Here is a 23230-nt window from a genome sequence, read left to right on the forward strand (position 1 = left end):
TGGGACGGCTGCACCGGCTGGAACCCTTGAAACGGCTGAGGGCGGTACCCCGGCAAGGGGTACCGCCCTCAGGTGTCTGAGCCGCCGGGTGCTAGTCGGCCGACAGCACGAACGACGTCTGCACCTTCGCAAAGCCCGGAGCCTTCGCTTCCACCAGGTACGTGCCCGTCCCGGCCGAGCCCGCCGGAGGCGTGGCGCACTCGGGAGCGCTCGGCTTGCGGTCCCAGTTCACGGTGTAGGTGATGCCGCTGCCGGCGGGCACCCGGTACAGCTGGTGCGCGGCGGCCTTGGGGCAGTCCTTGGACGACCAGTAGTCGTCGTCGGAGCTCGCCGGGGTGACCGTGAACACCGCGTTCTTCGGCCCGAGATCGATCTTGCAGTCGCTGCCGGAGATGTTCCGCGCGGTCAGCAGGAACGTGGGCGTCTGCTCGGGGTCGTAGGTGTTGTGCCGGCTGCGCAGGCTGAACTTGACGACGCTGGCGGTGCAGTTGGGCAGCGTGGAACCGGCCGGCAGCGTGTCACCCACGCCCACGCCGACGCCGCCCACCGCCGTACCGCCACCGGATCCACCGACACCGCTCGACCCCTCGGAGCCACCCGAGCCGCCCGAGCCGGAACCGCCGCCGGAGCCCGAGCCGGAACCGTCCCCGGAGCCGTCACCCGAGCCGTCGCCGGAACCGTCCCCGGACCCGGACGACGAGCCGCCGGAGCCCGCGCCGCCCGACTCGTCACGTCCGCCCGGCGCTTGGCTGATGGCCGGACCCGAGCTCGACGGGCCGGGTGTGATGGAGGGCGCGGGATTCTTGCCGTTGGCGCCGTTGTCGCCGTCCTTGCCGCCCCCGCCGCCCATGGTCACGATCCAGGTGATCAGCAGCGCCAACAGGGCGACTACAGACACCAGTACGACCCTCCGACGCCAGTAGATGGAGGAGGGAAGCGGCCCGACCGGATTGCGCAGAGATCCCACGGCGCAAACCTTACGAGAGATCGGCGCGTTCGCCGGTCCCACCCGCCGCTCGGGGCCACAACTTTTCCGGATCATCATCTCGGAATCCCGGGGTCCACCCCTGTCTTTCGACAGGTACGGCACGCGACGATCGCTGGGTGTGACGGTACCGACCTTCCGCCTACCGTCCGTGACCATGAACTCCGAGGACAGCGCGCTCTACCGCGACATCACCGACTTCGCCCATGACACCCCGATGTGGGTACAGCACGGGGCCGGCATATGGACGGAGGCCGGACTGCTCGTCTTCGTCGCGCTGTTCGCCACCGCCTGGTGGCGTGCCCGCCGCGACACTCCCCACGCGTTCGCGATCGCGGCCCTTGCACCCGTGGCCACGGCCGTGGCGTACGTGTGCAGCGAGGTGCTCAAGTCCGCGGTCACACAGGAGCGTCCGTGCCGGGCGGTCGCCGGTGCGGCCGCGTCCCTCGCCGAGTGCCCGCCGCACGGCGACTGGTCGTTCCCGTCCAACCACGCCACGATCGCGGGCGCGGCGGCGGTCGCCCTGGCCCTGGTCCGGCGCGCGCTCCTGTGGCTGACGGCACCGCTCGCGCTGCTCATGGCCTTCTCCCGGGTCTTCGTCGGCGTGCACTATCCGCACGACGTCCTCGCGGGGCTGGTGCTGGGCACGCTCGTCGCCCTCGTCGCCGTACGGCTGGGCAGGGGCCCGGCGACGCGGCTGGCCGAGGCGATGCGCACCTCGTCGGCGCCGGCCATGCGGTGGTTCACCGGACCGGGCGCGGCGCGAGTCACGTCGTACGGCTCGCACGCGCGGCGCTGAGGGGGCCCGCATGCGCGTCGCCGAGCCGGGACGCGCCCCCACCGCTGGGCCGACCCGAGGCGTCACGACTCCGCTGAGCCGGTCCGGGGCGTCACGACTCCGCTGAGCCGGTCCGGGGCGTCACGACTCCACGAGCCCCGCCTCGTACGCCACGATCGCCGCCTGCACCCGGTTGCGCACGCCCAGCCGGTCCAGGACCGCGCTCACATACGCCTTCACCGTGCCCTCGACGAGGTGCAGCCGGGCGGCGATCTCCGGGTTGGAGAGGCCGGCCCCGACCAGGCCGAGCACCTCGCGTTCGCGGGGGCTCAGCACGGCCACGCGCGCGCGTGCCCGGGCCTCTCGGGTGAGACGGCCGCCGCCGAGGCCCTCGTCGATGACGTACCGGGCCACCTTGGGTGAGAGGAACGCGGCCCCGGCCGCCACCGCCCGTACGCCGGCGATGAGTTCGTACGGGTCCCCGGACTTCAGCAGGAAGCCGGTGGCGCCGCCGCCGAGGGCGCGGGTCACGTAGGCGCCCTCGGAGAAGGTGGTGAGCATCGCGACGGCCGTGCCGGGCACGGTCCGTACGATCTCCTCCGCCGCCGTGAGGCCGTCCATGCGCGGCATGCGGATGTCGAGCAGGGCCACGTCGGGGCGGTGGGCGCGGGCCAGCTCGACCGCCTCGCGGCCGTCGCCCGCCTCGGCGACGACGTCCGTCACGCCGCTGCTGCCCAGGATGGCGCGTACTCCCGCCCGGACCATGGCCTCGTCGTCGGCCAGCAGAACGCGGATCACTGTGCGAACTCCTCGTATTCCTCTCGGCCCTCGCCGGGCAGACCGATACGCGGGACGACGTCCTTGGCGACGAGCCGGCCGGCGTCGAAGCACAGTCTGAAGTGGTCGACGGAGACGAACAGTTCACCGCTCGCCCGGTAGTAGCGGCAGTCGGCTCCCTCGGGCGGGGCAGGGGCCCGGTCGTCGGGCGGGTCGTGCACGTCGCGTTCGGGCAGCACGTGTTCGACCTCGGCCGCCGGGGTGCCCAGGCGCAGTTTCGCGTACGCGGCGGGTTCGAGCACCGAGTGCTTCTCCGCGTACGCGTACCAGCCGAACGCCACGCCGACCAGAACGACGCCCACACCGGCCGCCGTGCCGAAGCCGACGGCGACGCGGCGGCGGGCGTGCCGGAAGGGCGCGGGGCCCGGGGGCCTGGCGGTGGACTGCTGCTCGGGGGCGTCGGGGACGTATGCCGATACCCGGAACCCCTCCTCGTGTGGTCCCGACTCGAACGTGCCGCCGACGGCGGTCACGGCGGCCCGCAGCCCGAGCAGGCCCGTACCACCGCCGGCGGGGCGGGAACCCTTCTGGGCGGGCGGGCCGTTGGTGACGGTGACGGACGTCCCCGCGGCCCTCCCCGTGCCCGCGGTCCGTCCCGTCACCGCCACGGTCACGGGAGCGCCCGGCGCGTGCCGTGCCGCGTTGGTCAGTGCCTCCCGGACCACGCGGTGCAGCAGCCGTTCGGCGACCCCGCCGGGCTCCGCGGCCGGGCCGCCCTGCCCGGCGGGCTCCCAGCGCACCGGCAGACCCGATTCCGCGGCGCGGGCGACGAGTTGCTCCAGCGTCTCGCCCGCCGGGGCGAGCGGCACGGGCTCGTCGTCCTCGCGCAGGACGCCGATGATGCGGTGCAGCCGGTCCGTCGCGTCGGCGGCGGCCGCGCGCAGGTCGGCCGCCGCGGACCGGTGCTCACCGGCGAGGCCGGGGGCGACCTGGAGGGCGCTCGCGCGCAGGGCGATGAGGCTCAGCTCGTGGCCGAGGGAGTCGTGCATGTCCTGGGCGATCCGGGCCCGTTCGCGCAGCCGGGCGCGTTCCTCTGCGAAGCGGGCCTCGTCCTCCAGCCGGGCGGCGCGCAGCCAGCCCGCCTCGGCCAGCTCGCGGCTCTGCCGCCAGTAGCGACCGCCGAGCCAGGGGAAGACGCAGCCGAAGAGCAGCGTGCCCGTCATGACGAGCCACTCCGGGGCCGGGTCGACGCCGACGACCACGATCCGGGCGGTGCCGGCGCAGCCGACGGCCGCGAAGCACAGCACCGCGCGGCGCGCCCGGCCCGCCCGCAGACCGAGCAGCAGCGCGAACACGCCGAGGGCGGGGCCGTAGGAGACGGTGAACAGGGCCGGCGCGGCGGCGAGGCCCAGGGCTGCGGTCAGCCCGAAAGCCGCGAGCGGCAGCCGCCGGGACAGGGCCACCGCGACCGCCAGCACCGCCACACCGGCCGCCTGCTGCCAGGCCGGACGCGGCTCGTTCAGCCCGAGCCGGTCCGCCGTGAGTGCGGGCAGGGCGAGGGCCGCCCAGAGCAGGGCTTGGCCGCCCAGTACCCCGACAGGCCGGGTGGGACGAGGACGTTCCATTCGCCCGACGCTATAGGCGGGCGGCAGGGCGGCACTGCTGCTGATCGTCAGGTACGCCTGTCCCTCCTGGGTGGTGGTGTGCCCGGATCGCCGTCTCCGCGTGGCAGGATCGAATGGCCATGACTGCTCCCACGAAGCCCCCGCACACCAGCCCCGCCGGCCCCGCCTCCGGCCCGCCCTCCGGCGAGCACCTGCACGCCCCCGTCATCGACTGGTTCGACGAGAACGCCCGTGACCTGCCGTGGCGGCGCCCCGAGGCCGGGGCGTGGGGGGTGATGGTCAGTGAGTTCATGCTCCAGCAGACGCCGGTGAACCGCGTCCTGCCCGTCTACGAGCAGTGGCTGGCCCGCTGGCCGCGCCCCGCCGACCTGGCCAAGGAGGCGCCGGGTGAGGCGGTCCGCGCCTGGGGCCGGCTCGGCTACCCGCGCCGCGCCCTCAGGCTGCACGGCGCCGCCGTCGCGATAACGGAACGGCACGGCGGTGACGTACCGGCCGACCACGCCCGGCTGCTGGCGCTGCCCGGCATCGGCGAGTACACGGCCGCCGCCGTCGCCTCCTTCGCCTACGGGCAGCGCCACCCGGTGCTGGACACCAACGTGCGCCGGGTCTTCGCCCGCGCGGTCACCGGCGTGCAGTACCCGCCGAACGCCACCACCGCCGCCGAACGCAAGCTGGCCCGCGCGCTGCTGCCCGAGGACGAACCGACGGCCGCCCGCTGGGCCGCCGCCTCGATGGAGCTGGGCGCGCTGGTGTGCACGGCGAAGAGCGAGTCGTGCCACCGCTGCCCGATCGCCGCGCAGTGCGCGTGGCGGCTGGCGGGCAAGCCGGAGCACGACGGGCCGCCGCGCCGCGGTCAGACGTACGCGGGCACCGACCGGCAGGTGCGCGGGCGGCTGCTCGCCGTGCTGCGGGAGGCCCACGGTCCGGTGCCGCAGTCGGCGCTGGACCGGGTGTGGCACGAGCCGGTGCAGCGGGCCCGCGCGCTGGACGGCCTCGTCGCCGACGGTCTCGTGGAGCCGCTGGCGGGCGGGCTGTACCGGCTGCCGCTGACCTGACGTACAGGCAGGTCACAGACGCGGGTCGCGCGTCACAGTGATCGCGGGGCGGGCAAATCACCCGGAACCCGCCCCAAAGCGCCCACGGTTTTACCCCGTTCCGACGTCCGTTACACAACCGACGGACAGCCGAGTGCTAGCCGAAGGCTGCTTCGGACAGTGCCGTGACAACGCCTCCGTACCTTCAATTCCGTTCCCGGAAGACACGGGACGACCAAGGAACACAGGCAGTGCACGGGCGGCGGGAAGTCGGCCGTAACGGGGAAACGGGAGGCGGTTCACCATGGCGCAGGGCGAGGTGCTCGAGTTCGAGGAGTACGTCCGCACGCGGCAGGACGCGCTGCTGCGCAGTGCCCGCCGCCTGGTCCCGGACCCGACGGACGCGCAGGACCTGCTCCAGACCGCACTGGTCCGGACGTACGGCCGCTGGGAGACCATCGAGGACAAGCGGCTGGCGGACGCCTACCTGCGCCGGGTGATGATCAACACGCGGACGGAGTGGTGGCGGGCCCGCAAGCTGGAGGAGGTGCCGACCGAGCAGCTCCCGGACGCCTCGGTCGACGACTCCACCGAGCAGCACGCGGACCGCGCCCTGCTGATGGACGTCCTGAAGGTGCTCGCCCCGAAGCAGCGCAGTGTCGTCGTACTGCGACACTGGGAGCAGATGTCCACGGAGGAGACGGCCGCCGCCCTCGGCATGTCGGCCGGAACGGTCAAGAGCACGCTGCACCGGGCGCTCGCCCGGCTCCGCGAGGAGCTGGAGTCCCGCGACCTGGACGCACGCGCGCTGGAGCGTGAGGAGCGGGAGCGGTGCGCGGCCTGACCGGCGAGGGGTCTGCACGGACCCCGGGCAGCATCCAGGCGGTGAGTACGGCCCTGGCCGTGCTCGCCGCCCTCGGCCTTTCCGTGTCCGCGTGCGGTGCGGGCGGCACCGGCGCCCGTGACGAGGGCCCGGCCCACTCCGACTCGGTGGCGGGCGCCGCTGCCGCCACACCGTCCGCAGCGCCGTCGAAGACGCCCGAAACGGTCGACGCCGTCCGGCTCGTCAAGCACGACCCGAAGGTCTCCCCCGAGGTGAAGCGCGAGCTGAAGCCGTGCGTCGCCGACGAGTACCCCGTCGACGTGTCCTACGGCAACCTGACCGGCGGATCGGGCGACGACGTGGTTGTCAACGTGCTGACCTGCGGTGACGCTGTGGGTGTGGGCAGTTACGTGTACCGCGAGCAGGACGGCTCGTACAAGAATGTGTTCAAGGCGGAGGAGACCCCGGTCTACGCGGAGATCGACCGCGGCGACCTGGTCGTGACCAAGCAGGTGTACGAGAAGGGCGACCCGGTGTCGAGCCCCTCCGGGGAGAACGTGATCACGTACAGATGGGCCTCCGGCCGGTTCGACGAGGAGTACCGCACGCACAACGACTACGGGAAGGTCGGCGGCGACACCCCCTCGCCGGAGCCCGCGAGCTGACGTGGGCGCAGGGCGCGTGAACCGATCGGGCCGCTCGGACCGATCCCCCGGTGAACGCATCACACGGATCGCGCGTCCCCCTCAGAGAACGCGACAGAACGCACCCCACGAACCACACGAGGACTGAGAGCACCGGGATGGCAGACCAGACCCACGTCCTGTTCGTCGAGGACGACGACGTCATCCGTGAGGCCACGCAGCTCGCCCTGGAACGGGACGGCTTCGTGGTCACCGCCATGCCCGACGGGCTGTCGGGCCTGGAGGCGTTCCGAGCGGACCGCCCCGACATCGCGCTGCTGGACGTCATGGTTCCCGGCCTCGACGGGGTCAGCCTGTGCCGCCGTATCCGGGACGAGTCGACCGTGCCGGTCATCATGCTGTCGGCGCGGGCCGACTCCATCGATGTCGTGCTGGGACTGGAGGCGGGCGCCGACGACTATGTGACCAAGCCGTTCGACGGTGCCGTGCTGGTCGCCCGGATCCGCGCGGTGCTGCGCCGGTTCGGGCACGCGGGCGGCGGCCGGGCCGAGGAGCCGGCCTCCCCGGCCAGCGGCGGTGTGCTGACCTTCGGGGATCTGGAGGTCGACACCGAGGGCATGGAGGTCCACCGGGCCGGGCAGCCGGTGGCGCTGACGCCGACCGAGATGCGGCTGCTGCTGGAGTTCTCCACGGCGCCGGGCACCGTGCTCTCCCGCGACAAGCTGCTGGAGCGGGTGTGGGACTACGGCTGGGGCGGGGACACCCGCGTCGTCGACGTGCACGTGCAGCGGCTGCGGCAGAAGATCGGCCAGGACCGCATCGAGACGGTCCGCGGCTTCGGCTACAAGTTGAAGGCCTGAGCAGGGGTTATGAGGGGGCACTTCCGGCGCCTGGTCGCCACGGGCTTGGAGCGGGCGGGCATCCGCACGGGCCTCAGATGGAAGCTGAGCGCGGCCATCGCGCTGGTCGGGGCGTTGGTGGCGGTCGCGCTGAGCCTGGTCGTGCACAACGCCGCCCGGGTGTCGATGCTGGACAACGCGCGCGACCTCGCCGACGAGCGCATCATGATCGCCCAGCGCAACTTCGAGCTGTCGGGGCGGATGAACTTCCCCAACACCAAGATCGACGACCCGAACCTGCCGGCGGCGCTGCGGCAGCGGGTGGAGGCGGGCCAGCGGGCGACGTACGTGGCGGACCGGCCCGGTGACGTGCCCGACATATGGGCCGCGGTGCCGCTGAAGAACGGGCATGTCATGTCCCTGCACTCGGGCTTCACCGACCGCAGCTCGGACATCCTCCAGGACCTCGACCAGGCCCTGCTCATCGGCTCCATCGCGGTCGTCCTGGGCGGTAGCGCGCTCGGCGTGCTCATCGGCGGGCACCTCTCGCGGCGGCTGCGCAAGGCGGCCGTCGCGGCCAGCCAGCTCGCCGGCGGCGAGACGGACGTGCGGGTGCGGGATGCCATGGGCGGGGTCGTCCGGGACGAGACCGACGACCTGGCGAGCGCGGTGGACGCCATGGCGGACACGCTGCGGCAGCGGATCGAGGCCGAGCGGCGGGTCACCGCCGACATCGCGCACGAGCTGCGCACGCCGGTGACCGGGCTGCTGACCGCCGCCGAACTGCTGCCGCCCGGACGCCCGACCGAGCTGGTGCTGGACCGGGCGAAGGCCATGCGCACGCTCGTGGAGGACGTGCTGGAGGTGGCCCGGCTGGACGGGGCCTCGGAGCGGGCGGAGCTCCAGGACATCATGCTGGGCGAGTTCGTCGCCCGGCGGGTGGCGGCCAAGGACCCGGATGCCGAGGTGCGGATCGTGCACGAGTCGGCGGTCACCACCGACCCCCGGCGCCTGGAGCGGGTGCTGTTCAACCTGCTCGCCAACGCGGCCCGGCACGGCAAGCCGCCCATCGAGGTCACCGTCGAGGGCCGGGTCATCCGCGTCCGGGACCACGGCCCGGGCTTCCCCGAGGACCTGCTCGCCGAGGGGCCGAGCCGCTTCCGCACCGGCAGCAAGGACCGGGCCGGGCACGGCCACGGCCTCGGCCTGACCATCGCGGCCGGGCAGGCCCGGGTGCTGGGCGCCCGGCTGACCTTCCGGAACGTCCGCACACCGGGCGCGCCGGAGGGCGTACCGGCCGAGGGCGCGGTGGCGGTGCTGTGGCTGCCGGAGCACGCGCCGACGAACACGGGGAGTTATCCGATGCTGTCCTAGGGCGTGTCCGCAGGGCGGTCAGCAGGTCCAGTCCTGGTCCAGGTCGAGTCCGCCCTCCCGGGGCTGTGTGAAGGAGAACCAGTTGCCGGAGTCGTCACGGAACAGCGCCTCCGTGCCGTACGGGCGCTCCTGCGGCTCCTGGAGGAACTCCACGCCCCGGTCCTTGAGCTTCTTGTAGTCGCCGTGGATGTCGTCGGTGGTCAGCACGCCGGCGCCGAGCGCGCCCTTCGTCACCAGCTTGCGGAGCATCTCGGCGGACTCGGGGTCCATCGCGGGCCCGCCGGGCACCATCAGCGTGAGCTCCACGTCGGGCTGGTTCGGCGAGCCGACGGTGAGCCAGCGCATGCCGCCCTCGCCCATGGTCATGTCCGTACGGACCTCCAGGCCCAGTTTCTCGGTGTAGAACTTCTTGGCCCGGTCCTGGTCGAGGACCCAGACGGTCGAGATGGCGAGACCCTTGATCATGGCGTGCTCCTGCTGGTCGGGGCCGGTTGGGGCTTGCCCTGCAACCGTAGGCAGCGGGGGTGTCAGCCCGCTTCTCCGGAATTGCGCTGTTGCCCTGGGCCGGGTGCCGATCGGAAGCCGCCGGCCCACAGCATGGCGTAGCAGCCCGGTATGAGTGCCGCTCCGCGGCCCACGTGCTTCGTCCGGTACTCGCTGGGCGTCAGGCCGGTCCAGGCCTTGAACCGGGCCGAGAACGTGCCGACGCTGCTGAAGCCGACCAGGTGGCAGATCTCCGTCACCGACAGGTTCGCGGTGCGCAGCAGGTCCTCGGCGCGTTCTATGCGGCGGTGCGTGAGGTACTGCCCGGGGGTCTCGCCGTACGCCTCCTTGAAGGCGCGGATGAAGTGATACCGCGAGTACCCGGCGTGTGCGGCCACGGCGCCCAGGTCCAGGTCCGGATCGGCCCAGTCCCGGTCCATGGCGTCCTTGGCGAGGCGCACCTGCCGCATCTTGTCCATGGATCCGATGGTGGCACGAGGGTCTGACAGCGGGGTCTGTGCGACCGGCGCATGACGGAGGCCCCCGGGGTGGAGAACCCCGGGGGCCTTTGTCATGCGGTCCGGTCAGACGGTCTCCGCCACGGGCGGCTGCGCCGCCGGGGCGTCCGGCTCGTCCTCCGCCTTCGGTCCCGCCCCCTTGAGCGGGACCTCCTTGACGAACACGGCCGCCGCCAGGGCGAACACCGCCACCACGGCTCCCAGCAGGAACGCCGAGTGCGTACCGGCGGACACCGCGTGCTGGTACGCCTCCCGGACCAGCACCGGGAGCTTCTCCAGGCTCTTGGCGTCGAGCTGCGCCGACTGCTCGGTGATCTTGGAGCCCAGCGCACCGCCCCGCTCGGCCATGACGTCCTGGACGCGGTTGTTGAAGAGCGCGCCCATGATCGCGACGCCGAAGGAGGACCCGAGGGTGCGGAAGAGGGTGGTCGACGAGGACGCCACGCCCATGTCCTTCATCTCCACGCTGTTCTGCGCGACCAGCATGGTGATCTGCATCAGGCAGCCCATGCCGAACCCGACCACGGCCATGAAGACGCCGGACGTGAACCGCGAGGTCCCCGTGTCCATCGTGGACAGCAGGTACAGGCCGACGGTCATCAGGACGCTGCCGAGGATCGGGAAGACCTTGTACCGTCCGGTGTTCGTGGTGACCCGGCCGGCGACCATCGAGGTCACCAGCATCGCGCCGAGCATCGGCAGGAGCAGCAGCCCGGAGTTCGTCGCGGAGGCGCCCTGCACGGACTGCTGGTACAGCGGCAGGAACAGCGTCGCGCCGAACATCACGAACCCGGTGATGAAGCCGATGACCGACATCAGCGTGAAGTTGCGGCTGCGGAAGATGTGCAGCGGCACCACCGGCTCGGCCGCCTTGGTCTGCCAGAACACGAACCCGACGAGCGCGGCGACACCGATGCCGATCAGCTCCATGATCCGCGCGGAGCTCCAGGCGTACTCCGTGCCGCCCCAGGTGGTGACGAGCACGATCGCGGTGATGCCGACGGTCAGCAGGGCGGCGCCCAGGTAGTCGATCCGCGCCTCGGAGCGCTTCTTCGGCAGGTGCAGCACCACACTGATGGCGGCCAGCGCGACCACGCCGAGGGGCAGGTTGATGTAGAACGCCCAGCGCCAGCCCCAGTGGTCGGTGATCGTGCCGCCGACCAGCGGGCCGCCGATCATCGCCAGCGCCATGACGCCGGCCATCATGCCCTGGTACTTGCCGCGCTCCCGGGGCGGGATCAGGTCACCGATGATCGCCATGACGCCGACCATCAGACCGCCGGCACCGAGGCCCTGGATCGCGCGGAAGCCGATCAGCTCGCCCATGTTCTGGGCCATGCCGCTGAGCGCGGAGCCGATCAGGAAGAGGACGATCGACGTCATGAACGTGCCCTTGCGGCCGTACATGTCGCCGAGCTTGCCCCACAGCGGGGTGGAGGCCGCGGTCGCGAGCGTGTACGCGGTGACCACCCACGAGAGGTGTTCGAGGCCGCCCAGCTCACCGACGATCGTCGGCATCGCCGTACCGATGATCATGTTGTCGAGCATCGCGAGCATCATCGCGATCATCAGCGCGAGCAGGACGACCCGCACGCTCCTCGGCTGTTTGCCCCCGGTGTCGGCGCCGACCGCCGGTGTGTCCGTCGTGTCCGCCATTGCTTTCCCACTCCCCCAGCTACCGCTACTTACTTGCCGACCGGCTAGTGAATACACTGGGAAGCTAGCCGCGGAACTAGCCGGGCGTCAAGTAAGTTTTATGGAAAGGGAGCGGCGTAGGAGGATGGGCGGCACCATGGACGGCACCAGGCATCGGCGCCGCGGGGACACCCGCCAGCGCATCCAGGACGTGGCCCTCGAACTCTTCGCGGAGCAGGGCTACGAGAAGACCTCACTGCGCGAGATCGCGGAACGCCTGGAGGTCACCAAGGCGGCGCTCTACTACCACTTCAAGACGAAGGAAGAGATCCTCGTCAGCATCTTCGAGGACCTCACGAAGCCGATCGAGGAGCTGATCGAGTGGGGGCGGCAGCAGCCGCACACGCTCGACACCAAACAGGAGATCATCCGCCGTTACGCGGAGACCCTGGCCGGCGCCACGCCGCTGTTCCGGTTCATGCACGACAACCAGGCGACGGTGCGGGAGCTGCGGATCGGCGACTCCTTCAAGGAGCGCATCCGCGGTCTGCGCGACATCATCATCGACCCGGAGGCCGACCTGGTCGACCAGGTCCGCTGCGTCAGCGCGATCTTCACGCTGCACGCCGGGATGTTCCTGCTCCAGGACCTGGAAGGCGACCCCGAGGACAAGAACAAAGCCGTCCTCGAGGTCGCCACGGACCTGGTGACCCAGGCCCACGAAGGAGCTCAGGGCTCCTAGGGCCGGTGGCCCGAGTCGTCAGACCTTGACGCCCTTGGCGCGCAGGAACTTCACCGGGTCGACCGCCGAGCCGTAGTTCGGGGTCGTACGGATCTCGAAGTGCAGGTGCGGGCCGCTCGAGTTACCGGTGTTGCCGGAGCGGGCTATCTCCTGGCCGGTCTTGACGACCTGGCCGGTCCTCACCTCGACCTTCGACAGGTGGGCGTACTGCGAGTACGTGCCGTTGCCGTGCTTGATCACGACGGCGTTGCCGTACGCGGGGCCGTCACCGGCGCCGTTGCCGCCGGCCTTGACGACGGTGCCGCCGTGGGCGGCGACGACCTGGGTGCCGCTCGGCACGGCGAAGTCCTGCCCGCTGTGCTTGGACTGCCACATGCCACCGGCCTGGGCGAAGCTCGCGGAGAGCGTGTACTTCTTCACCGGGTCGACCCAGGACGGCTTGGCCTTCTGGGCGGCCTTCTTCACGGCGGCCTTCTTGGCGGCGGCGGCCTTCTTCGCTGCGGCGGCCTTGGCGGCCTTCTCCGCCTTCGCGGCCTCGGCCTTGGCGGCCTTGGCCTGGGCGGCGGCCTGCGCCTGGACGGCACTGGCGGTACCGGACGCGGCCGTGGTGTCGGCGGCGGACGCGACCCCGGCTCCCAGTGCGACCGAGACACCGAGGCCGGCGGCCAGCACGGTCGCACGGGTGCGGAGCTGGGACGTACGGGAAGAACGGGACGTGACGCGCTGGGACATCGAAACCTCGCGTGGAAGGGGACGGAGAAAACCACCCGGCGCACAGTCGCTCGCCGAATGGCCATCCCTTGGTAACCCGAAGTCCGACAAACTCCCAAAAGGGTGATCTACGGCCTAAGTTAGTAACTTCGTTCAGTGTTCTACGTCTCTTGACATGACACTCATTCGGGACGAATCACCGCAACACACTGCAGTTCGGCCCGCCCTACAGGGCAAGAATCCCTTTCCTCCCGGCCCGTTCAGCACTATTCCGCCTAGTAACGGACATATCGCCTGTGCGGCATGTCACCGGGGGCCCTCTTCAGCCATTCCGGAAATGTGGCGCACGCCTCTATGCACCTACCGTCCGGTAACCCTACGGTTCCCCTCGCGCCACCCTCGCCCACGAACATGCACACGACATGTTGAAGCGTCACGGACGTGAGAGGACCCCCACGACATGCAGACCCGACGCCCCTGGCTGCGCCGCGCATCAGTGACCGCCGTCTCGGCGGCCGCCCTCGTGGCGATGGCCGCACCGGCCGACGCCGCGGCCCCCGCCGGTGCCACCACCGCGGTCACCGCGGCCGCCGCCGCAGACGTCGACTACGCGACCTGGCAGAAGGACTGCCAGGCGGTGATGGACCAGGCACTGCCCTATCTGAAGCAGCGGATCGCGGCAGCCAAGCCGGGCGAGAAGCAGGCGATCGTCTTCGACATCGACAACACCACGCTGGAGACCGACTTCGGCTTCAGCTACCCGCAGCCGGCCAACAAGCCGGTCCTGGAGGCCGCCAGATACGCCCAGGAGCGCGGCGTCGCCCTGTTCTTCGTGACCGCCCGCCCGGACATCATCTACTCGTTCACCGAGTACAACCTCAAGCAGGCCGGATACCAGGTCTCCGGCCTCTACGTCCGGAACTTCATCGACCTCTTCAAGAACGTCGCCGAATACAAGACGGCCCAGCGCGTCGACGTCGAGAAGAAGGGCTACACGATCATCGCGAACATCGGCAACAGCGCCACCGACCTCTCCGGCGGCCACGCCGAGAAGACGTACAAGCTGCCGGACTACGACGGGCAGCTGTCGTAGGGCGGGAGCTCGTCCGCCCTCGGGGCATGCAAGAGGGCCGGTGCTTTTCAGCACCGGCCCCTCTCATTCGACCGTGACGCTTACACGTCCTTGCTCAGGTTCGGACCCGTGCCACCGGCCGCCTGCTCGATCGGCGGGACGTCCGGCAGGGCCGACTTCTCCTCACCCCGGAAGGTGAAGGTCTTGGTCTCGCCCTCGCCCTCGGTGTCCACGACCACGATGTGACCGGGGCGCAGCTCGCCGAAGAGGATCTTCTCCGACAGGCTGTCCTCGATCTCGCGCTGGATCGTCCGGCGCAGCGGCCGGGCGCCCATGACGGGGTCGTAGCCCTTCTTGGCGAGGAGCTCCTTGGCGGACTGGGCGAGCTCGATGCCCATGTCCCGGTCCTTCAGGCGCTCGTCCACCTTGCTGATCATCAGGTCGACGATCCGCAGGATGTCTTCCTGGGTCAGCTGCGGGAACACGACCACGTCGTCGACGCGGTTGAGGAACTCGGGCCGGAAGTGCTGCTTGAGCTCGTCCGAGACCTTGTTCTTCATGCGCTCGTAGTTGGTCTTCGTGTCACCCGAGGCCGCGAAGCCCAGGTTGAAGCCCTTGGAGATGTCCCGGGTGCCGAGGTTGGTCGTCATGATGATGACCGTGTTCTTGAAGTCCACGACCCGGCCCTGGGAGTCGGTCAGGCGACCGTCCTCCAGGATCTGCAGCAGCGAGTTGAAGATGTCCGGGTGAGCCTTCTCGACCTCGTCGAAGAGGACGACCGAGAACGGCTTGCGGCGGACCTTCTCCGTCAGCTGGCCGCCCTCTTCGTAGCCCACGTAACCGGGGGGCGAACCGAAGAGACGCGACACCGTGTGCTTCTCGCTGAACTCCGACATGTCGAGGGAGATCAGCGCGTCCTCGTCACCGAAGAGGAACTCGGCGAGCGCCTTGGACAGCTCGGTCTTACCGACACCGGACGGGCCGGCGAAGATGAACGAGCCACCGGGACGCTTCGGGTCCTTCAGACCGGCACGCGTACGGCGGATCGCCTTCGACAGCGCCTTGACGGCGTCGTTCTGGCCGATGACCCGCTTGTGGAGCTCGTCCTCCATGCGGAGCAGGCGGCTGGACTCCTCCTCGGTCAGCTTGAAGACCGGGATGCCCGTGGCCGTGGCGAGGACCTCGGCGATCAGCTCGCCGTCGACCTCGGCGACGACATCCATGTCGCCGGCCTTCCACTCCTTCTCCCGCTTGGCCTTGGCGGCCAGGAGCTGCTTCTCCTTGTCGCGGAGGGAGGCGGCCTTCTCGAAGTCCTGCGAGTCGATCGCGGACTCCTTGTCGCGGCGGACGCCGGCGATCTTCTCGTCGAACTCGCGCAGGTCCGGCGGCGCGGTCATCCGGCGGATGCGCATCCTGGATCCGGCCTCGTCGATCAGGTCGATCGCCTTGTCCGGCAGGAAGCGGTCCGAGATGTACCGGTCGGCCAGGGTGGCGGCCTGGACCAGCGCCTCGTCCGTGATGGAGACGCGGTGGTGCGCCTCGTAACGGTCACGGAGACCCTTGAGGATCTCGATCGTGTGCGGCAGGGACGGCTCCGCGACCTGGATGGGCTGGAAGCGGCGCTCGAGGGCCGCGTCCTTCTCCAGGTGCTTGCGGTACTCGTCCAGCGTGGTCGCACCGATGGTCTGGAGCTCGCCGCGGGCCAGCATCGGCTTCAGGATCGAAGCCGCGTCGATGGCGCCCTCGGCGGCACCCGCACCGACCAGCGTGTGCAGCTCGTCGATGAACAGGATGATGTCGCCGCGGGTGCGGATCTCCTTGAGCACCTTCTTCAGGCGCTCCTCGAAGTCACCGCGGTAGCGGGAGCCGGCGACCAGGGCGCCGAGGTCCAGGGTGTAGAGGTGCTTGTCCTTGAGGGTCTCGGGCACCTCGCCCTTGACGATGGCCTGGGCGAGGCCCTCGACGACGGCGGTCTTGCCGACACCGGGCTCACCGATCAGGACCGGGTTGTTCTTCGTCCGGCGGGACAGCACCTGCATGACCCGCTCGATCTCCTTCTCGCGCCCGATGACCGGGTCGAGCTTGGACTCACGAGCGGCCTGGGTGAGGTTCCGGCCGAACTGGTCGAGGACCAGGGACGTGGAGGGCGTGCCCTCGGCAGGACCGCCGGCGGTGGCGGTCTCCTTGCCCTGGTAACCGGAGAGCAGCTGGATCACCTGCTGCCGCACGCGGTTCAGATCTGCGCCCAGCTTGACCAGGACCTGGGCGGCGACGCCCTCGCCCTCGCGGATCAGGCCGAGCAGGATGTGCTCCGTGCCGATGTAGTTGTGGCCCAGCTGAAGGGCCTCGCGGAGCGACAGCTCCAGGACCTTCTTGGCACGGGGGGTGAAGGGGATGTGACCCGACGGGGCCTGCTGGCCCTGGCCGATGATCTCCTCCACCTGCTGGCGGACCGCCTCGAGCGAAATCCCGAGGCTCTCAAGGGCCTTGGCGGCGACACCTTCACCCTCGTGGATCAGGCCCAGGAGGATGTGCTCAGTGCCGATGTAGTTGTGGTTGAGCATCCGGGCTTCTTCCTGAGCCAGGACGACAACCCGCCGCGCGCGGTCGGTGAACCTCTCGAACATCGTTAATCGCTCCTCAGAGCGGTCAGGCAGTGGGGGGAACTTCCCCTCCCTGTCCTTCCGCAGCTTAGTCCCGCAAGCGGGGACCGCTCATTCCAACTGCCGACACCGTCCTTGGCCTCCTGACCCCGAACGCCGACATCTGCTCCAACCCGATGGTGCGAGACGATGTTCCCGCAGGCCAGGCAGTTACCCCCTTCGCCAGTACGCCCATGGCGAACGTGAGACGGCCTTTCCTGCGTGTCGCCCCCTCCCACTAGGGATGTCTTACCCGTACGGACCCGAAGTCCATGCCGAGCGCCCCCGTTCCCTCCGCTACGGGCGAACAACCTTGCGCCTCCCCGCACCCCCCACACGCCCCCATTTCGCCACACTGTGCACATGTGACGCCACCCAGCGTAACCCGCACGTCCTTCCGGCTGTTGCACTTGGCATGTTCGGTGCCTCTCGCCCCGTCCCGCTCCCCCGCCGGCCGCTCGACGCGAGCTGCCGGGCCCGGCGGTGGTACGAGAACGAACTGGGCTGGCCGACGGTGCCCGGCGATCCCCTGCGGCTGGTGGTGGGGGTGCGCTACGACGTCCTGGACGTGCCGGCCGAGGCGGGCCACGCGGCCCTGCGGCGCCTGGCGCCGGGCTCTCCGGTGGCCGTGCTCGGCGACCGGATGCGACTGCTCGTGGCCGCGGGCACCGCGGAGGAACTGCCCGGGCTGCTGGAGTGGCTGGAGTGGGGGACGCTGCCGCTCGACCTGACGGCGATCGGGGCCGGAGGCACCATGGAGGCGCCTCGGCCGCCGGGGATGAATACGCCGCCGCGGACATGCGAGAGGGACCAGCGGCTGCCTCAGAGGGCGGGCGGGGCGTTGCCGCCTCAGGATGCGGGCGCGTGGTTCTGCCGCGGGGCGGGCGGCTCGAGGTCGGGCGAGGAGTGCGGGGCGCTGCCCTGCGAGACGAACGCGCCGTTCTTGCGAGAGACGGACGCGCAGTGCCTCGACGAGTGGGACGCGCCGTCCTTTCGAGAGACGGACGCGCAGTGCCTCCACGAGCCGGACGCGCCGTCCTTGCGAGAGACGGACGCGCAGTGCCTCCACGAGCCGGACGCGCCGTCCTTGCGGGAGAGGGACGCGCAGTGCCTCCACGAGAGGTACGCGCCGTCCTTGCGCGGGGCGGGCGGCTCGATGCGGCGTGAGAGCGGCGGGCCGTTGCCTGAGGAGAGGGGCGGGGCTCTGCCCTGCGGGAGGGATGCCTCGTGCTTCCGTGAGGCGGGTGGGGCGCTACTGCGCGTAAGCGGCGGGACCCTATCCTCCGAGACCGCCTCGCTGCCTGAGGAGAGGGACGGGACTCTGCCCTGCGGGAGGGATGCCTCGTGCTCCCGTGAGGCGGGTGGGGCGCTGCACTGTGGGGCAGGCGCGTCGTTCCTCCGTGAGTCGGACGGCTCGGTGTCGCGCGGGAGGGGTGGGTCGCTGCCTCCCGACGGGTTTATCGCGTCGGGTTCCGAGCGGGGCGGGCTCCTGCCCCGGCAGGCGTTCGTGCCGTCGGCCGCCGAGGCGGACGGCGCGCAGCCCCCCGAGCCCGGCTTTTCCGGCAGCCGGCCGCTTCCCCTGGGCCGGTTCGGTTCCCAGGGGGCCGCTGTGTGGCTGCGGCCCCCCGAGCCGGGATGCGAGGTCGAGGCCTCGCTGCCGACGCTGTCGGCCTTGGGGGGCGGTGGAGACGCCCCCGATCTCGTACGGCTGGTGAACACGGTGGCCACGCAGTGCCACCGGGTCCGGCTGCGGCGCGCGTGCGCCCGGCCGCCGGCCTTGCGTGCGCAGGGTCGGTAGTGCGGCTGTTCAGCCGTTGGCCTTCTCGTAGGCCTCGCGGATGGTCGCGGGAACACGGCCGCGGTCGTTGACCTCGTAGCCGTTCTCCTTCGCCCAGGCGCGGATGGCCGCGGTGTCCTGGCTGCCGCTCGAAGCCGCGCGCGCCTTTCCGCGCCCGCCCGCAGCACGGCCTCCGGTACGACGACCGCCCTTCACGTAAGGCTCGAGAAGGCCGCGGAGCTTGTCCGCATTAGCGGTGGTGAGATCGATCTCGTACGTCTTGCCGTCCAGCGCGAACGTGACGGTCTCGTCCGCCTCGCCGCCGTCGAGGTCGTCGACAAGAAGGACCTGAACCTTCTGTGCCACCGGATTTCCTTTCATCGATATCTTCAGGGCCGGGGTGTGCCGGCGTCCGCCGTATCGCCGTCCCCTGTTATATGCAGTACTGCAGTACCTCGGAAAGCAAACCGCTTTTGCCGGAAAAACACAAACCCTCGGCAGAGACCGGCAGCCCCGCCTCCGTCCGGAAACGTGCGCGTTTCGGACATAGGGCACCCGGGCGGGGCGGCGGTACGGAATATGTCTTGACGAACCGGGCCGGCGGTCTTGCGACCGGCTTGCGACTGGCTTGTGTGTCCGTCCCGGCGATCACAGATGCAGAAGCATCCGGCTGTTGCCCAAGGTGTTCGGTTTCACCCGTTCGAGACCGAGGAACTCCGCGACACCCTCGTCATAGGAACGCAGCAGCTCCGCGTAGACATCCGTGTCGACAGGCGTCTCGCCGATCTCCACGAAGCCGTGCTTGCCGAAGAAGTCCACTTCGAAGGTCAGACAGAAAACGCGGCGAACGCCGAGCCAGCGGGCGGTGTGCAGCAACTTCTCCAGCAACTGGTGACCGACGCCCGCGCCCTTCAGGCCGGGCTTCACGGCGAGAGTGCGCACTTCGGCGAGGTCTTCCCACATCACGTGCAGGGCGCCGCAGCCGACGACCTCGGCGTTGTCGTCCCGTTCCGCGACCCAGAACTCCTGGATGTCCTCGTAAAGCGTCACCGTTGCTTTGTCGAGCAGGATGCCGCCGCGGACGTAGGCGTCAAGGAGGCGGCGCACGGCCGGGACATCGCTGGTACGTGCCCGTCGGACGGTGATGGCTTTTGCGGGTGCTTCAGGGCTCTTCGCGGACATGCCGGGACGCTATCGCCCGTCGGGGTCCTGAGCAGAGGCGGGGTTCTCCGGCGGTTCGGTTCGTTCCGGCGGTTCCGTTCCTTCCGGCGGAACGGCCAGTTCCGACGGTCCGGTCGGTTTCTGGGTTTCCGGGCCCTGAGCGATGCGTACGGCATCGCGGAGAGTCTCTCGCTGTTCCTCGCTCATCATGCCGAAGAAGGCGACGAGAGCCGCGGCGGGGTTGTCGCTCTGCGACCAGGCGTCGTTCATCAGGGCGGCTGCGTAGGCGGCGCGTGTGGAGACCGCCTCATATCGATAGGCGCGGCCTTCCGCCTCGCGGCGCACCCAGCCCTTCTGATGGAGATTGTCCAAAACGGTCATCACGGTGGTGTACGCGATGGACCGCTCCTTCTGAAGATCTTCCAGGACTTCTCGAACGGTCACCGGGCGGTTCCACTTCCACACCCGCGACATGACCGCGTCTTCGAGTTCTCCCAATGGGCGAGGCACACCTCAGAACAATAGTGGGAGATCTGGGTAATGGCGTGGCGGACGTGCACTTCACCGGCGAACGGGAGCAAAAAGGGCGTACGACTCGAAAGTGCGGGCCTCAAGGCCTCACCAGGGAGGGCGGGCCGCACGGAGTCGTACGCCGTCGGAGCGCTGTGCCGGGCGGGCGGCAGGCAGCGGTCGGGTCAGGCTTCGGCCTTCGGGGGCGTCGCGGAGGACTGCCGGGCACCCTCCACGCGCGCGAGGGCGGCGTCGACGGCCGCGTCCTCCTTGGCCTTGTTGGCGCCGCCCTGTGTCTTCACGATCACCCGGATCACGCCGATGAAGAAAACGGCCATGACGACCGGGGGCAGGAGCGCGGAGACATAGTCCATGGATCCAGAGTAGCCACGTCAGCCCGCGGCGAGCTGCTGGGGGTTCGACGGGGGTGGCGGGGTGGGCTTGCGGCGCGGGAAGACCTCGCCCGGGGTGGGGATCGGGCGGCTGGGTTTCGGGGTGCCCGGGGTGGGGGCCGGGGTGGGCTTGGGGGCGGGCTTCGGGGCCGCCGGCTTCCGTGCGGGCTTCTTCTCGGGCTGCTTCTCGGGCTGCTGTTCCGGGGCGTTCTCGGCGGCGTTGGAGAGGCCTCCGGGGAGGGGGAGGAGACGGAGGCGGGAGCGTGAGGCGGGGATGGTGGGGGTGCCGGGGGCCACCGGGCGGGGGTGAGTGGCCGACGAGTACGTGTGCGAGCGGGTGCGGACGGGCTGCTGCCCGTCGAGCAGGTGACAGCGGTCCAGGAGGGCGGCCGCGGTGGGGTTGCCGCGCAGGGCGCGAAGGGCGGCGAGGTCGTCGGGGTGGGGGCGGTATCCGGCGCCCAGTGCCTCGTCCAGGAGCGTGAGGTAGCCGGCGGCGGTGCCGGGGAGGGCGGCGCGGTACCGGCCGAGGTCGGCCACGAGGAAGGCGCGCAGCCTGACCCCTTCCCGCATCGCCTCGTCGAGCGACTGTGCGAGGCGGAGGCAGTCCTGGACGTCGTCGGCCGAGGCGGAGGTGGGGTGGAGGGCGAGGGCGAGAGCGCGGCGGAGCACACGCAGCTCCTCCACGCCGAACGCCATGCCGCCGCGGGATCCGTATGGCGTGGGCATGCTGCGACGATACGCGCTAATCAGACAAATTCCGCATAAAGGGTGGGTGTGGCGCGGGGGACCACCCGGGTGGGCGGGGTGCGTGGCCGCCCTAGCGGGCAATCGTGCCTCCCCCAGTGCCTTAAGGGCCTGGGAGGTACCCCCAGGGCGGCACGGGTGGGCAGCGGCGCACCAGCGCCGCTGCCCGGCTCACATACGCGACACGTTCCGCTCGTACACCAGGCGCAACCCGATCAGCGTCAGCCACGGCTCGTGCTCGTCGATGACCGACGACTCGCCCAGGACCATCGGTGCCAGGCCGCCCGTCGCGATGACCGTGACATCGTCCGGGTCCTCGGACAGCTCGCGGGCCACGCGGTTGACGACCCCGTCGACCTGGCCGGCGAAGCCGTAGATGATGCCCGACTGCATCGCCTCGACCGTGTTCTTGCCGATGACGCTGCGGGGCCGGGCCACCTCGATCTTGCGGAGCTGGGCGCCGCGGACGCCGAGGGCCTCGACGGAGATCTCGATGCCGGGGGCGATGACCCCGCCGACGTACTCGCCGCGCGCGCTGACCGCGTCGAACGTCGTCGCCGTGCCGAAGTCGACGACGATCGCGGGGCCGCCGTAGAGCTCGACCGCCGCGACCGCGTTGATGATGCGGTCCGCGCCGACCTCCTTGGGGTTGTCCATGAGGATCGGGACGCCCGTCTTGACGCCCGGTTCCACGAGGACCGCCGGGACGTCGCCGTAGTAGCGGCGCGTCACCTCGCGGAGCTCGTGCAGGACCGAGGGGACGGTCGCGCAGATGGCGATGCCGTCGATGCCGTCGCCCAGTTCGTCCCCGAGGAGCGGGTGCATGCCCATCAGGCCCTGGAGGAGGACCGCCAGCTCGTCGGCGGTGCGGCGCGCGTCCGTGGAGATGCGCCAGTGTTCGACGATGTCCTCGCCGTCGAACAGGCCCAGGACGGTGTGGGTGTTCCCTACGTCGATCGTCAGCAGCATGACCCGTACCCGCTCCCCTACTCCGCCGGCCGCAGGTCCAGGCCGATGTCCAGGATCGGCGAGGAGTGGGTGAGGGCTCCGACGGCGAGGTAGTCGACGCCGGTGTCCGCGTAGGCCTTGGCGTTGTCGAGCGTGAGGCGGCCCGAGGCCTCCAGGAGGGCGCGGCCCTGGACGAGGGCGACCGCCTCCTCGCACTCGCCCGGTGTGAAGTTGTCCAGGAGGATCAGGTCGGCGCCGGCGTCCAGAACCTCGCGGAGCTGGTGCAGGGTGTCGACCTCGACCTCGATGGGGATGTCGGGGAAGCGTTCGCGGACCGCCTTGAAGGCCTCGGCGACGCCGCCCGCGGCGACCACGTGGTTGTCCTTGACGAGGGCCGCGTCCGACAGGGACATGCGGTGGTTGACGCCGCCGCCGCAGCGGACCGCGTACTTCTCCAGGGAGCGCAGGCCGGGTGTCGTCTTGCGGGTGTCGCGGACCTTGGCCTTCGTGCCGTCCAGGACGTCCGCCCACGCGCGCGTGGCCGTCGCGATGCCCGACAGACGGCACAGGATGTTCAGCGCGCTGCGCTCGGCCGTGAGGAGGTCGCGGGTGCGGGTGGTGACCGACAGGAGCTTCTGGCCCGCCTCGACGCGGTCGCCGTCCTCCGCGTGGCGCTCGATCTCGAGCTCCTCCTCGCAGACGACCGAGATGACCGCTTCGGCGACGCGCAGGCCGGCCACGACGCCCGCCTCGCGGGCGGTGAAGTCGGCGGTGGACACCGCGTCCTCGGGGATCGTCGCCACCGTCGTCACGTCCACGCCGTGGGCCAGGTCCTCCTGGAGGGCCACGTTGGCGATGTCCTCGACCTCCACGGGGTCGAGGCCGGCGTCGGCCAGGAGCTGGGCGAGTGCGGGGTCCAGGCCGCACTCCAGGTATGCCTCGTCGTCCGCGCCGCAGGCGCAGCCGTCGCCGCAGCCTCCGGACGAGGCCAGGGGAAGGTCGGGGGTGCTCACGTC

Annotated in this window: 24 protein-coding genes; 9 read left to right on the plus strand and 15 right to left on the minus strand. The window is 70.7% G+C overall.

Annotation, left to right across the window (positions count from 1 at the left end):
• Positions 1-91: 91 nt before the first annotated feature.
• Complete coding sequence (locus MQE23_RS19515; protein ID WP_082320029.1) at positions 92-967, minus strand: hypothetical protein; 876 nt, start codon at positions 965-967, stop codon at positions 92-94.
• A 175-nt stretch (positions 968-1142) separates the two neighbouring features.
• Between MQE23_RS19515 and MQE23_RS19520 the strand changes: the two genes are divergently transcribed.
• Positions 1143-1784, plus strand: coding sequence for a phosphatase PAP2 family protein (locus MQE23_RS19520; RefSeq protein ID WP_243379712.1), 642 nt, complete (start codon positions 1143-1145; stop codon positions 1782-1784).
• Positions 1785-1904: 120 nt separating this feature from the next.
• Here MQE23_RS19520 and MQE23_RS19525 read toward each other — a convergent pair whose 3' ends face one another.
• Positions 1905-2561, minus strand: coding sequence for a response regulator transcription factor (locus MQE23_RS19525; RefSeq protein WP_020275627.1), 657 nt, complete (start codon positions 2559-2561; stop codon positions 1905-1907).
• Positions 2558-4165, minus strand: coding sequence for a histidine kinase (locus tag MQE23_RS19530; protein ID WP_243379713.1), 1608 nt, complete (start codon positions 4163-4165; stop codon positions 2558-2560). Before MQE23_RS19530 ends, MQE23_RS19525 begins: the two co-directional genes overlap by 4 nt.
• Before the next feature lie 119 nt (positions 4166-4284).
• Here MQE23_RS19530 and MQE23_RS19535 point away from each other — a divergent pair, with 119 nt between their 5' ends.
• From MQE23_RS19535 to cseC, 5 genes are all read left to right on the plus strand, one after another.
• Positions 4285-5220: an A/G-specific adenine glycosylase gene (locus MQE23_RS19535; RefSeq protein ID WP_243379714.1), complete on the plus strand. Its 936-nt coding sequence runs from the start codon at positions 4285-4287 to the stop codon at positions 5218-5220.
• 283 nt (positions 5221-5503) lie between these two features.
• On the plus strand, positions 5504-6043 hold the full coding sequence (locus tag MQE23_RS19540) for a SigE family RNA polymerase sigma factor (RefSeq protein WP_010048809.1): 540 nt from the start codon (positions 5504-5506) through the stop codon (positions 6041-6043).
• The gene (locus MQE23_RS19545; protein WP_020270115.1) at positions 6031-6687 is read left to right on the plus strand and encodes a hypothetical protein; all 657 of its coding nucleotides are present in this window, start codon (positions 6031-6033) and stop codon (positions 6685-6687) included. Before MQE23_RS19540 ends, MQE23_RS19545 begins: the two co-directional genes overlap by 13 nt.
• A gap of 137 nt (positions 6688-6824) precedes the next feature.
• Positions 6825-7526 carry a two-component system response regulator CseB gene (gene cseB / locus MQE23_RS19550; RefSeq protein WP_020270117.1) on the plus strand — a complete coding sequence of 234 codons (702 nt, stop codon included), beginning with the start codon at positions 6825-6827 and terminating at the stop codon, positions 7524-7526.
• Positions 7527-7535: 9 nt separating this feature from the next.
• Positions 7536-8879: a two-component system sensor histidine kinase CseC gene (gene cseC, locus MQE23_RS19555; protein WP_020270118.1), complete on the plus strand. Its 1344-nt coding sequence runs from the start codon at positions 7536-7538 to the stop codon at positions 8877-8879.
• Positions 8880-8897: 18 nt separating this feature from the next.
• Here cseC and MQE23_RS19560 read toward each other — a convergent pair whose 3' ends face one another.
• The 3 genes from MQE23_RS19560 to MQE23_RS19570 all read right to left on the minus strand — a co-directional run bounded on the left by MQE23_RS19560 (position 8898) and on the right by MQE23_RS19570 (position 11536).
• Positions 8898-9344 carry a VOC family protein gene (locus MQE23_RS19560; protein WP_243379715.1) on the minus strand — a complete coding sequence of 149 codons (447 nt, stop codon included), beginning with the start codon at positions 9342-9344 and terminating at the stop codon, positions 8898-8900.
• A gap of 62 nt (positions 9345-9406) precedes the next feature.
• Complete coding sequence (locus MQE23_RS19565) at positions 9407-9841, minus strand: helix-turn-helix transcriptional regulator (protein WP_020270120.1); 435 nt, start codon at positions 9839-9841, stop codon at positions 9407-9409.
• 105 nt (positions 9842-9946) lie between these two features.
• Entirely contained in the window at positions 9947-11536 is a 1590-nt protein-coding gene (locus MQE23_RS19570; RefSeq protein WP_020270121.1) for an MDR family MFS transporter, read from the minus strand.
• Positions 11537-11660: 124 nt separating this feature from the next.
• Here MQE23_RS19570 and MQE23_RS19575 point away from each other — a divergent pair, with 124 nt between their 5' ends.
• Positions 11661-12257: a TetR/AcrR family transcriptional regulator gene (locus MQE23_RS19575; RefSeq protein ID WP_020270122.1), complete on the plus strand. Its 597-nt coding sequence runs from the start codon at positions 11661-11663 to the stop codon at positions 12255-12257.
• 18 nt (positions 12258-12275) lie between these two features.
• Here MQE23_RS19575 and MQE23_RS19580 read toward each other — a convergent pair whose 3' ends face one another.
• On the minus strand, positions 12276-12989 hold the full coding sequence (locus tag MQE23_RS19580) for a M23 family metallopeptidase (protein ID WP_020270123.1): 714 nt from the start codon (positions 12987-12989) through the stop codon (positions 12276-12278).
• Between the two features lie 439 nt (positions 12990-13428).
• Between MQE23_RS19580 and MQE23_RS19585 the strand changes: the two genes are divergently transcribed.
• The gene (locus MQE23_RS19585; protein ID WP_037667053.1) at positions 13429-14061 is read left to right on the plus strand and encodes an HAD family acid phosphatase; all 633 of its coding nucleotides are present in this window, start codon (positions 13429-13431) and stop codon (positions 14059-14061) included.
• An 80-nt stretch (positions 14062-14141) separates the two neighbouring features.
• Here MQE23_RS19585 and MQE23_RS19590 read toward each other — a convergent pair whose 3' ends face one another.
• Positions 14142-16667, minus strand: coding sequence for an ATP-dependent Clp protease ATP-binding subunit (locus MQE23_RS19590; RefSeq protein ID WP_020270125.1), 2526 nt, complete (start codon positions 16665-16667; stop codon positions 14142-14144).
• 430 nt (positions 16668-17097) lie between these two features.
• Between MQE23_RS19590 and MQE23_RS19595 the strand changes: the two genes are divergently transcribed.
• Positions 17098-18480 carry an SCO3374 family protein gene (locus tag MQE23_RS19595; protein WP_243379716.1) on the plus strand — a complete coding sequence of 461 codons (1383 nt, stop codon included), beginning with the start codon at positions 17098-17100 and terminating at the stop codon, positions 18478-18480.
• 9 nt (positions 18481-18489) lie between these two features.
• On the opposite strand, the gene MQE23_RS19600 is transcribed toward MQE23_RS19595, so the two are convergent.
• From MQE23_RS19600 to nadC, 7 genes are all read right to left on the minus strand, one after another.
• On the minus strand, positions 18490-18825 hold the full coding sequence (locus MQE23_RS19600) for an Lsr2 family protein (protein ID WP_020270127.1): 336 nt from the start codon (positions 18823-18825) through the stop codon (positions 18490-18492).
• A gap of 282 nt (positions 18826-19107) precedes the next feature.
• Complete coding sequence (locus tag MQE23_RS19605; protein ID WP_020270128.1) at positions 19108-19641, minus strand: amino-acid N-acetyltransferase; 534 nt, start codon at positions 19639-19641, stop codon at positions 19108-19110.
• Positions 19642-19650: 9 nt separating this feature from the next.
• Positions 19651-20118, minus strand: coding sequence for a BlaI/MecI/CopY family transcriptional regulator (locus tag MQE23_RS19610; RefSeq protein ID WP_020270129.1), 468 nt, complete (start codon positions 20116-20118; stop codon positions 19651-19653).
• A 197-nt stretch (positions 20119-20315) separates the two neighbouring features.
• Positions 20316-20504 carry a hypothetical protein gene (locus tag MQE23_RS19615; protein WP_020270130.1) on the minus strand — a complete coding sequence of 63 codons (189 nt, stop codon included), beginning with the start codon at positions 20502-20504 and terminating at the stop codon, positions 20316-20318.
• Positions 20505-20522: 18 nt separating this feature from the next.
• Positions 20523-21218, minus strand: coding sequence for a hypothetical protein (locus MQE23_RS19620; protein WP_243382688.1), 696 nt, complete (start codon positions 21216-21218; stop codon positions 20523-20525).
• Positions 21219-21437: 219 nt separating this feature from the next.
• Entirely contained in the window at positions 21438-22235 is a 798-nt protein-coding gene (locus MQE23_RS19625; protein WP_010044343.1) for a type III pantothenate kinase, read from the minus strand.
• Positions 22236-22252: 17 nt separating this feature from the next.
• Positions 22253-23227 (minus strand): carboxylating nicotinate-nucleotide diphosphorylase, encoded by a 975-nt coding sequence (nadC, locus tag MQE23_RS19630; RefSeq protein WP_037667065.1) that lies wholly within the window; start codon positions 23225-23227, stop codon positions 22253-22255.
• Positions 23228-23230: the final 3 nt, after the last annotated feature.

It is taken from the genome of Streptomyces sp. HP-A2021 (assembly GCF_022807935.1).
GTDB lineage: Bacteria > Actinomycetota > Actinomycetes > Streptomycetales > Streptomycetaceae > Streptomyces > Streptomyces afghaniensis.

Coding starts and splice junctions, on each gene's coding strand:
- MQE23_RS19520 (WP_243379712.1), top strand. CDS start 1,143: ATGAACTCCGAGGACAGCGCGCTCTACCGCGACATCACCGACTTCGCC.
- MQE23_RS19530 (WP_243379713.1), bottom strand. CDS start 4,165: ATGGAACGTCCTCGTCCCACCCGGCCTGTCGGGGTACTGGGCGGCCAA.
- MQE23_RS19535 (WP_243379714.1), top strand. CDS start 4,285: ATGACTGCTCCCACGAAGCCCCCGCACACCAGCCCCGCCGGCCCCGCC.
- MQE23_RS19540 (WP_010048809.1), top strand. CDS start 5,504: ATGGCGCAGGGCGAGGTGCTCGAGTTCGAGGAGTACGTCCGCACGCGG.
- cseB (WP_020270117.1), top strand. CDS start 6,825: ATGGCAGACCAGACCCACGTCCTGTTCGTCGAGGACGACGACGTCATC.
- cseC (WP_020270118.1), top strand. CDS start 7,536: ATGAGGGGGCACTTCCGGCGCCTGGTCGCCACGGGCTTGGAGCGGGCG.
- MQE23_RS19560 (WP_243379715.1), bottom strand. CDS start 9,344: ATGATCAAGGGTCTCGCCATCTCGACCGTCTGGGTCCTCGACCAGGAC.
- MQE23_RS19565 (WP_020270120.1), bottom strand. CDS start 9,841: ATGGACAAGATGCGGCAGGTGCGCCTCGCCAAGGACGCCATGGACCGG.
- MQE23_RS19570 (WP_020270121.1), bottom strand. CDS start 11,536: ATGGCGGACACGACGGACACACCGGCGGTCGGCGCCGACACCGGGGGC.
- MQE23_RS19575 (WP_020270122.1), top strand. CDS start 11,661: ATGGGCGGCACCATGGACGGCACCAGGCATCGGCGCCGCGGGGACACC.
- MQE23_RS19580 (WP_020270123.1), bottom strand. CDS start 12,989: ATGTCCCAGCGCGTCACGTCCCGTTCTTCCCGTACGTCCCAGCTCCGC.
- MQE23_RS19585 (WP_037667053.1), top strand. CDS start 13,429: ATGCAGACCCGACGCCCCTGGCTGCGCCGCGCATCAGTGACCGCCGTC.
- MQE23_RS19590 (WP_020270125.1), bottom strand. CDS start 16,667: ATGTTCGAGAGGTTCACCGACCGCGCGCGGCGGGTTGTCGTCCTGGCT.
- MQE23_RS19595 (WP_243379716.1), top strand. CDS start 17,098: ATGTTCGGTGCCTCTCGCCCCGTCCCGCTCCCCCGCCGGCCGCTCGAC.
- MQE23_RS19605 (WP_020270128.1), bottom strand. CDS start 19,641: ATGTCCGCGAAGAGCCCTGAAGCACCCGCAAAAGCCATCACCGTCCGA.
- MQE23_RS19615 (WP_020270130.1), bottom strand. CDS start 20,504: ATGGACTATGTCTCCGCGCTCCTGCCCCCGGTCGTCATGGCCGTTTTC.
- MQE23_RS19620 (WP_243382688.1), bottom strand. CDS start 21,218: ATGGCGTTCGGCGTGGAGGAGCTGCGTGTGCTCCGCCGCGCTCTCGCC.
- MQE23_RS19625 (WP_010044343.1), bottom strand. CDS start 22,235: ATGCTGCTGACGATCGACGTAGGGAACACCCACACCGTCCTGGGCCTG.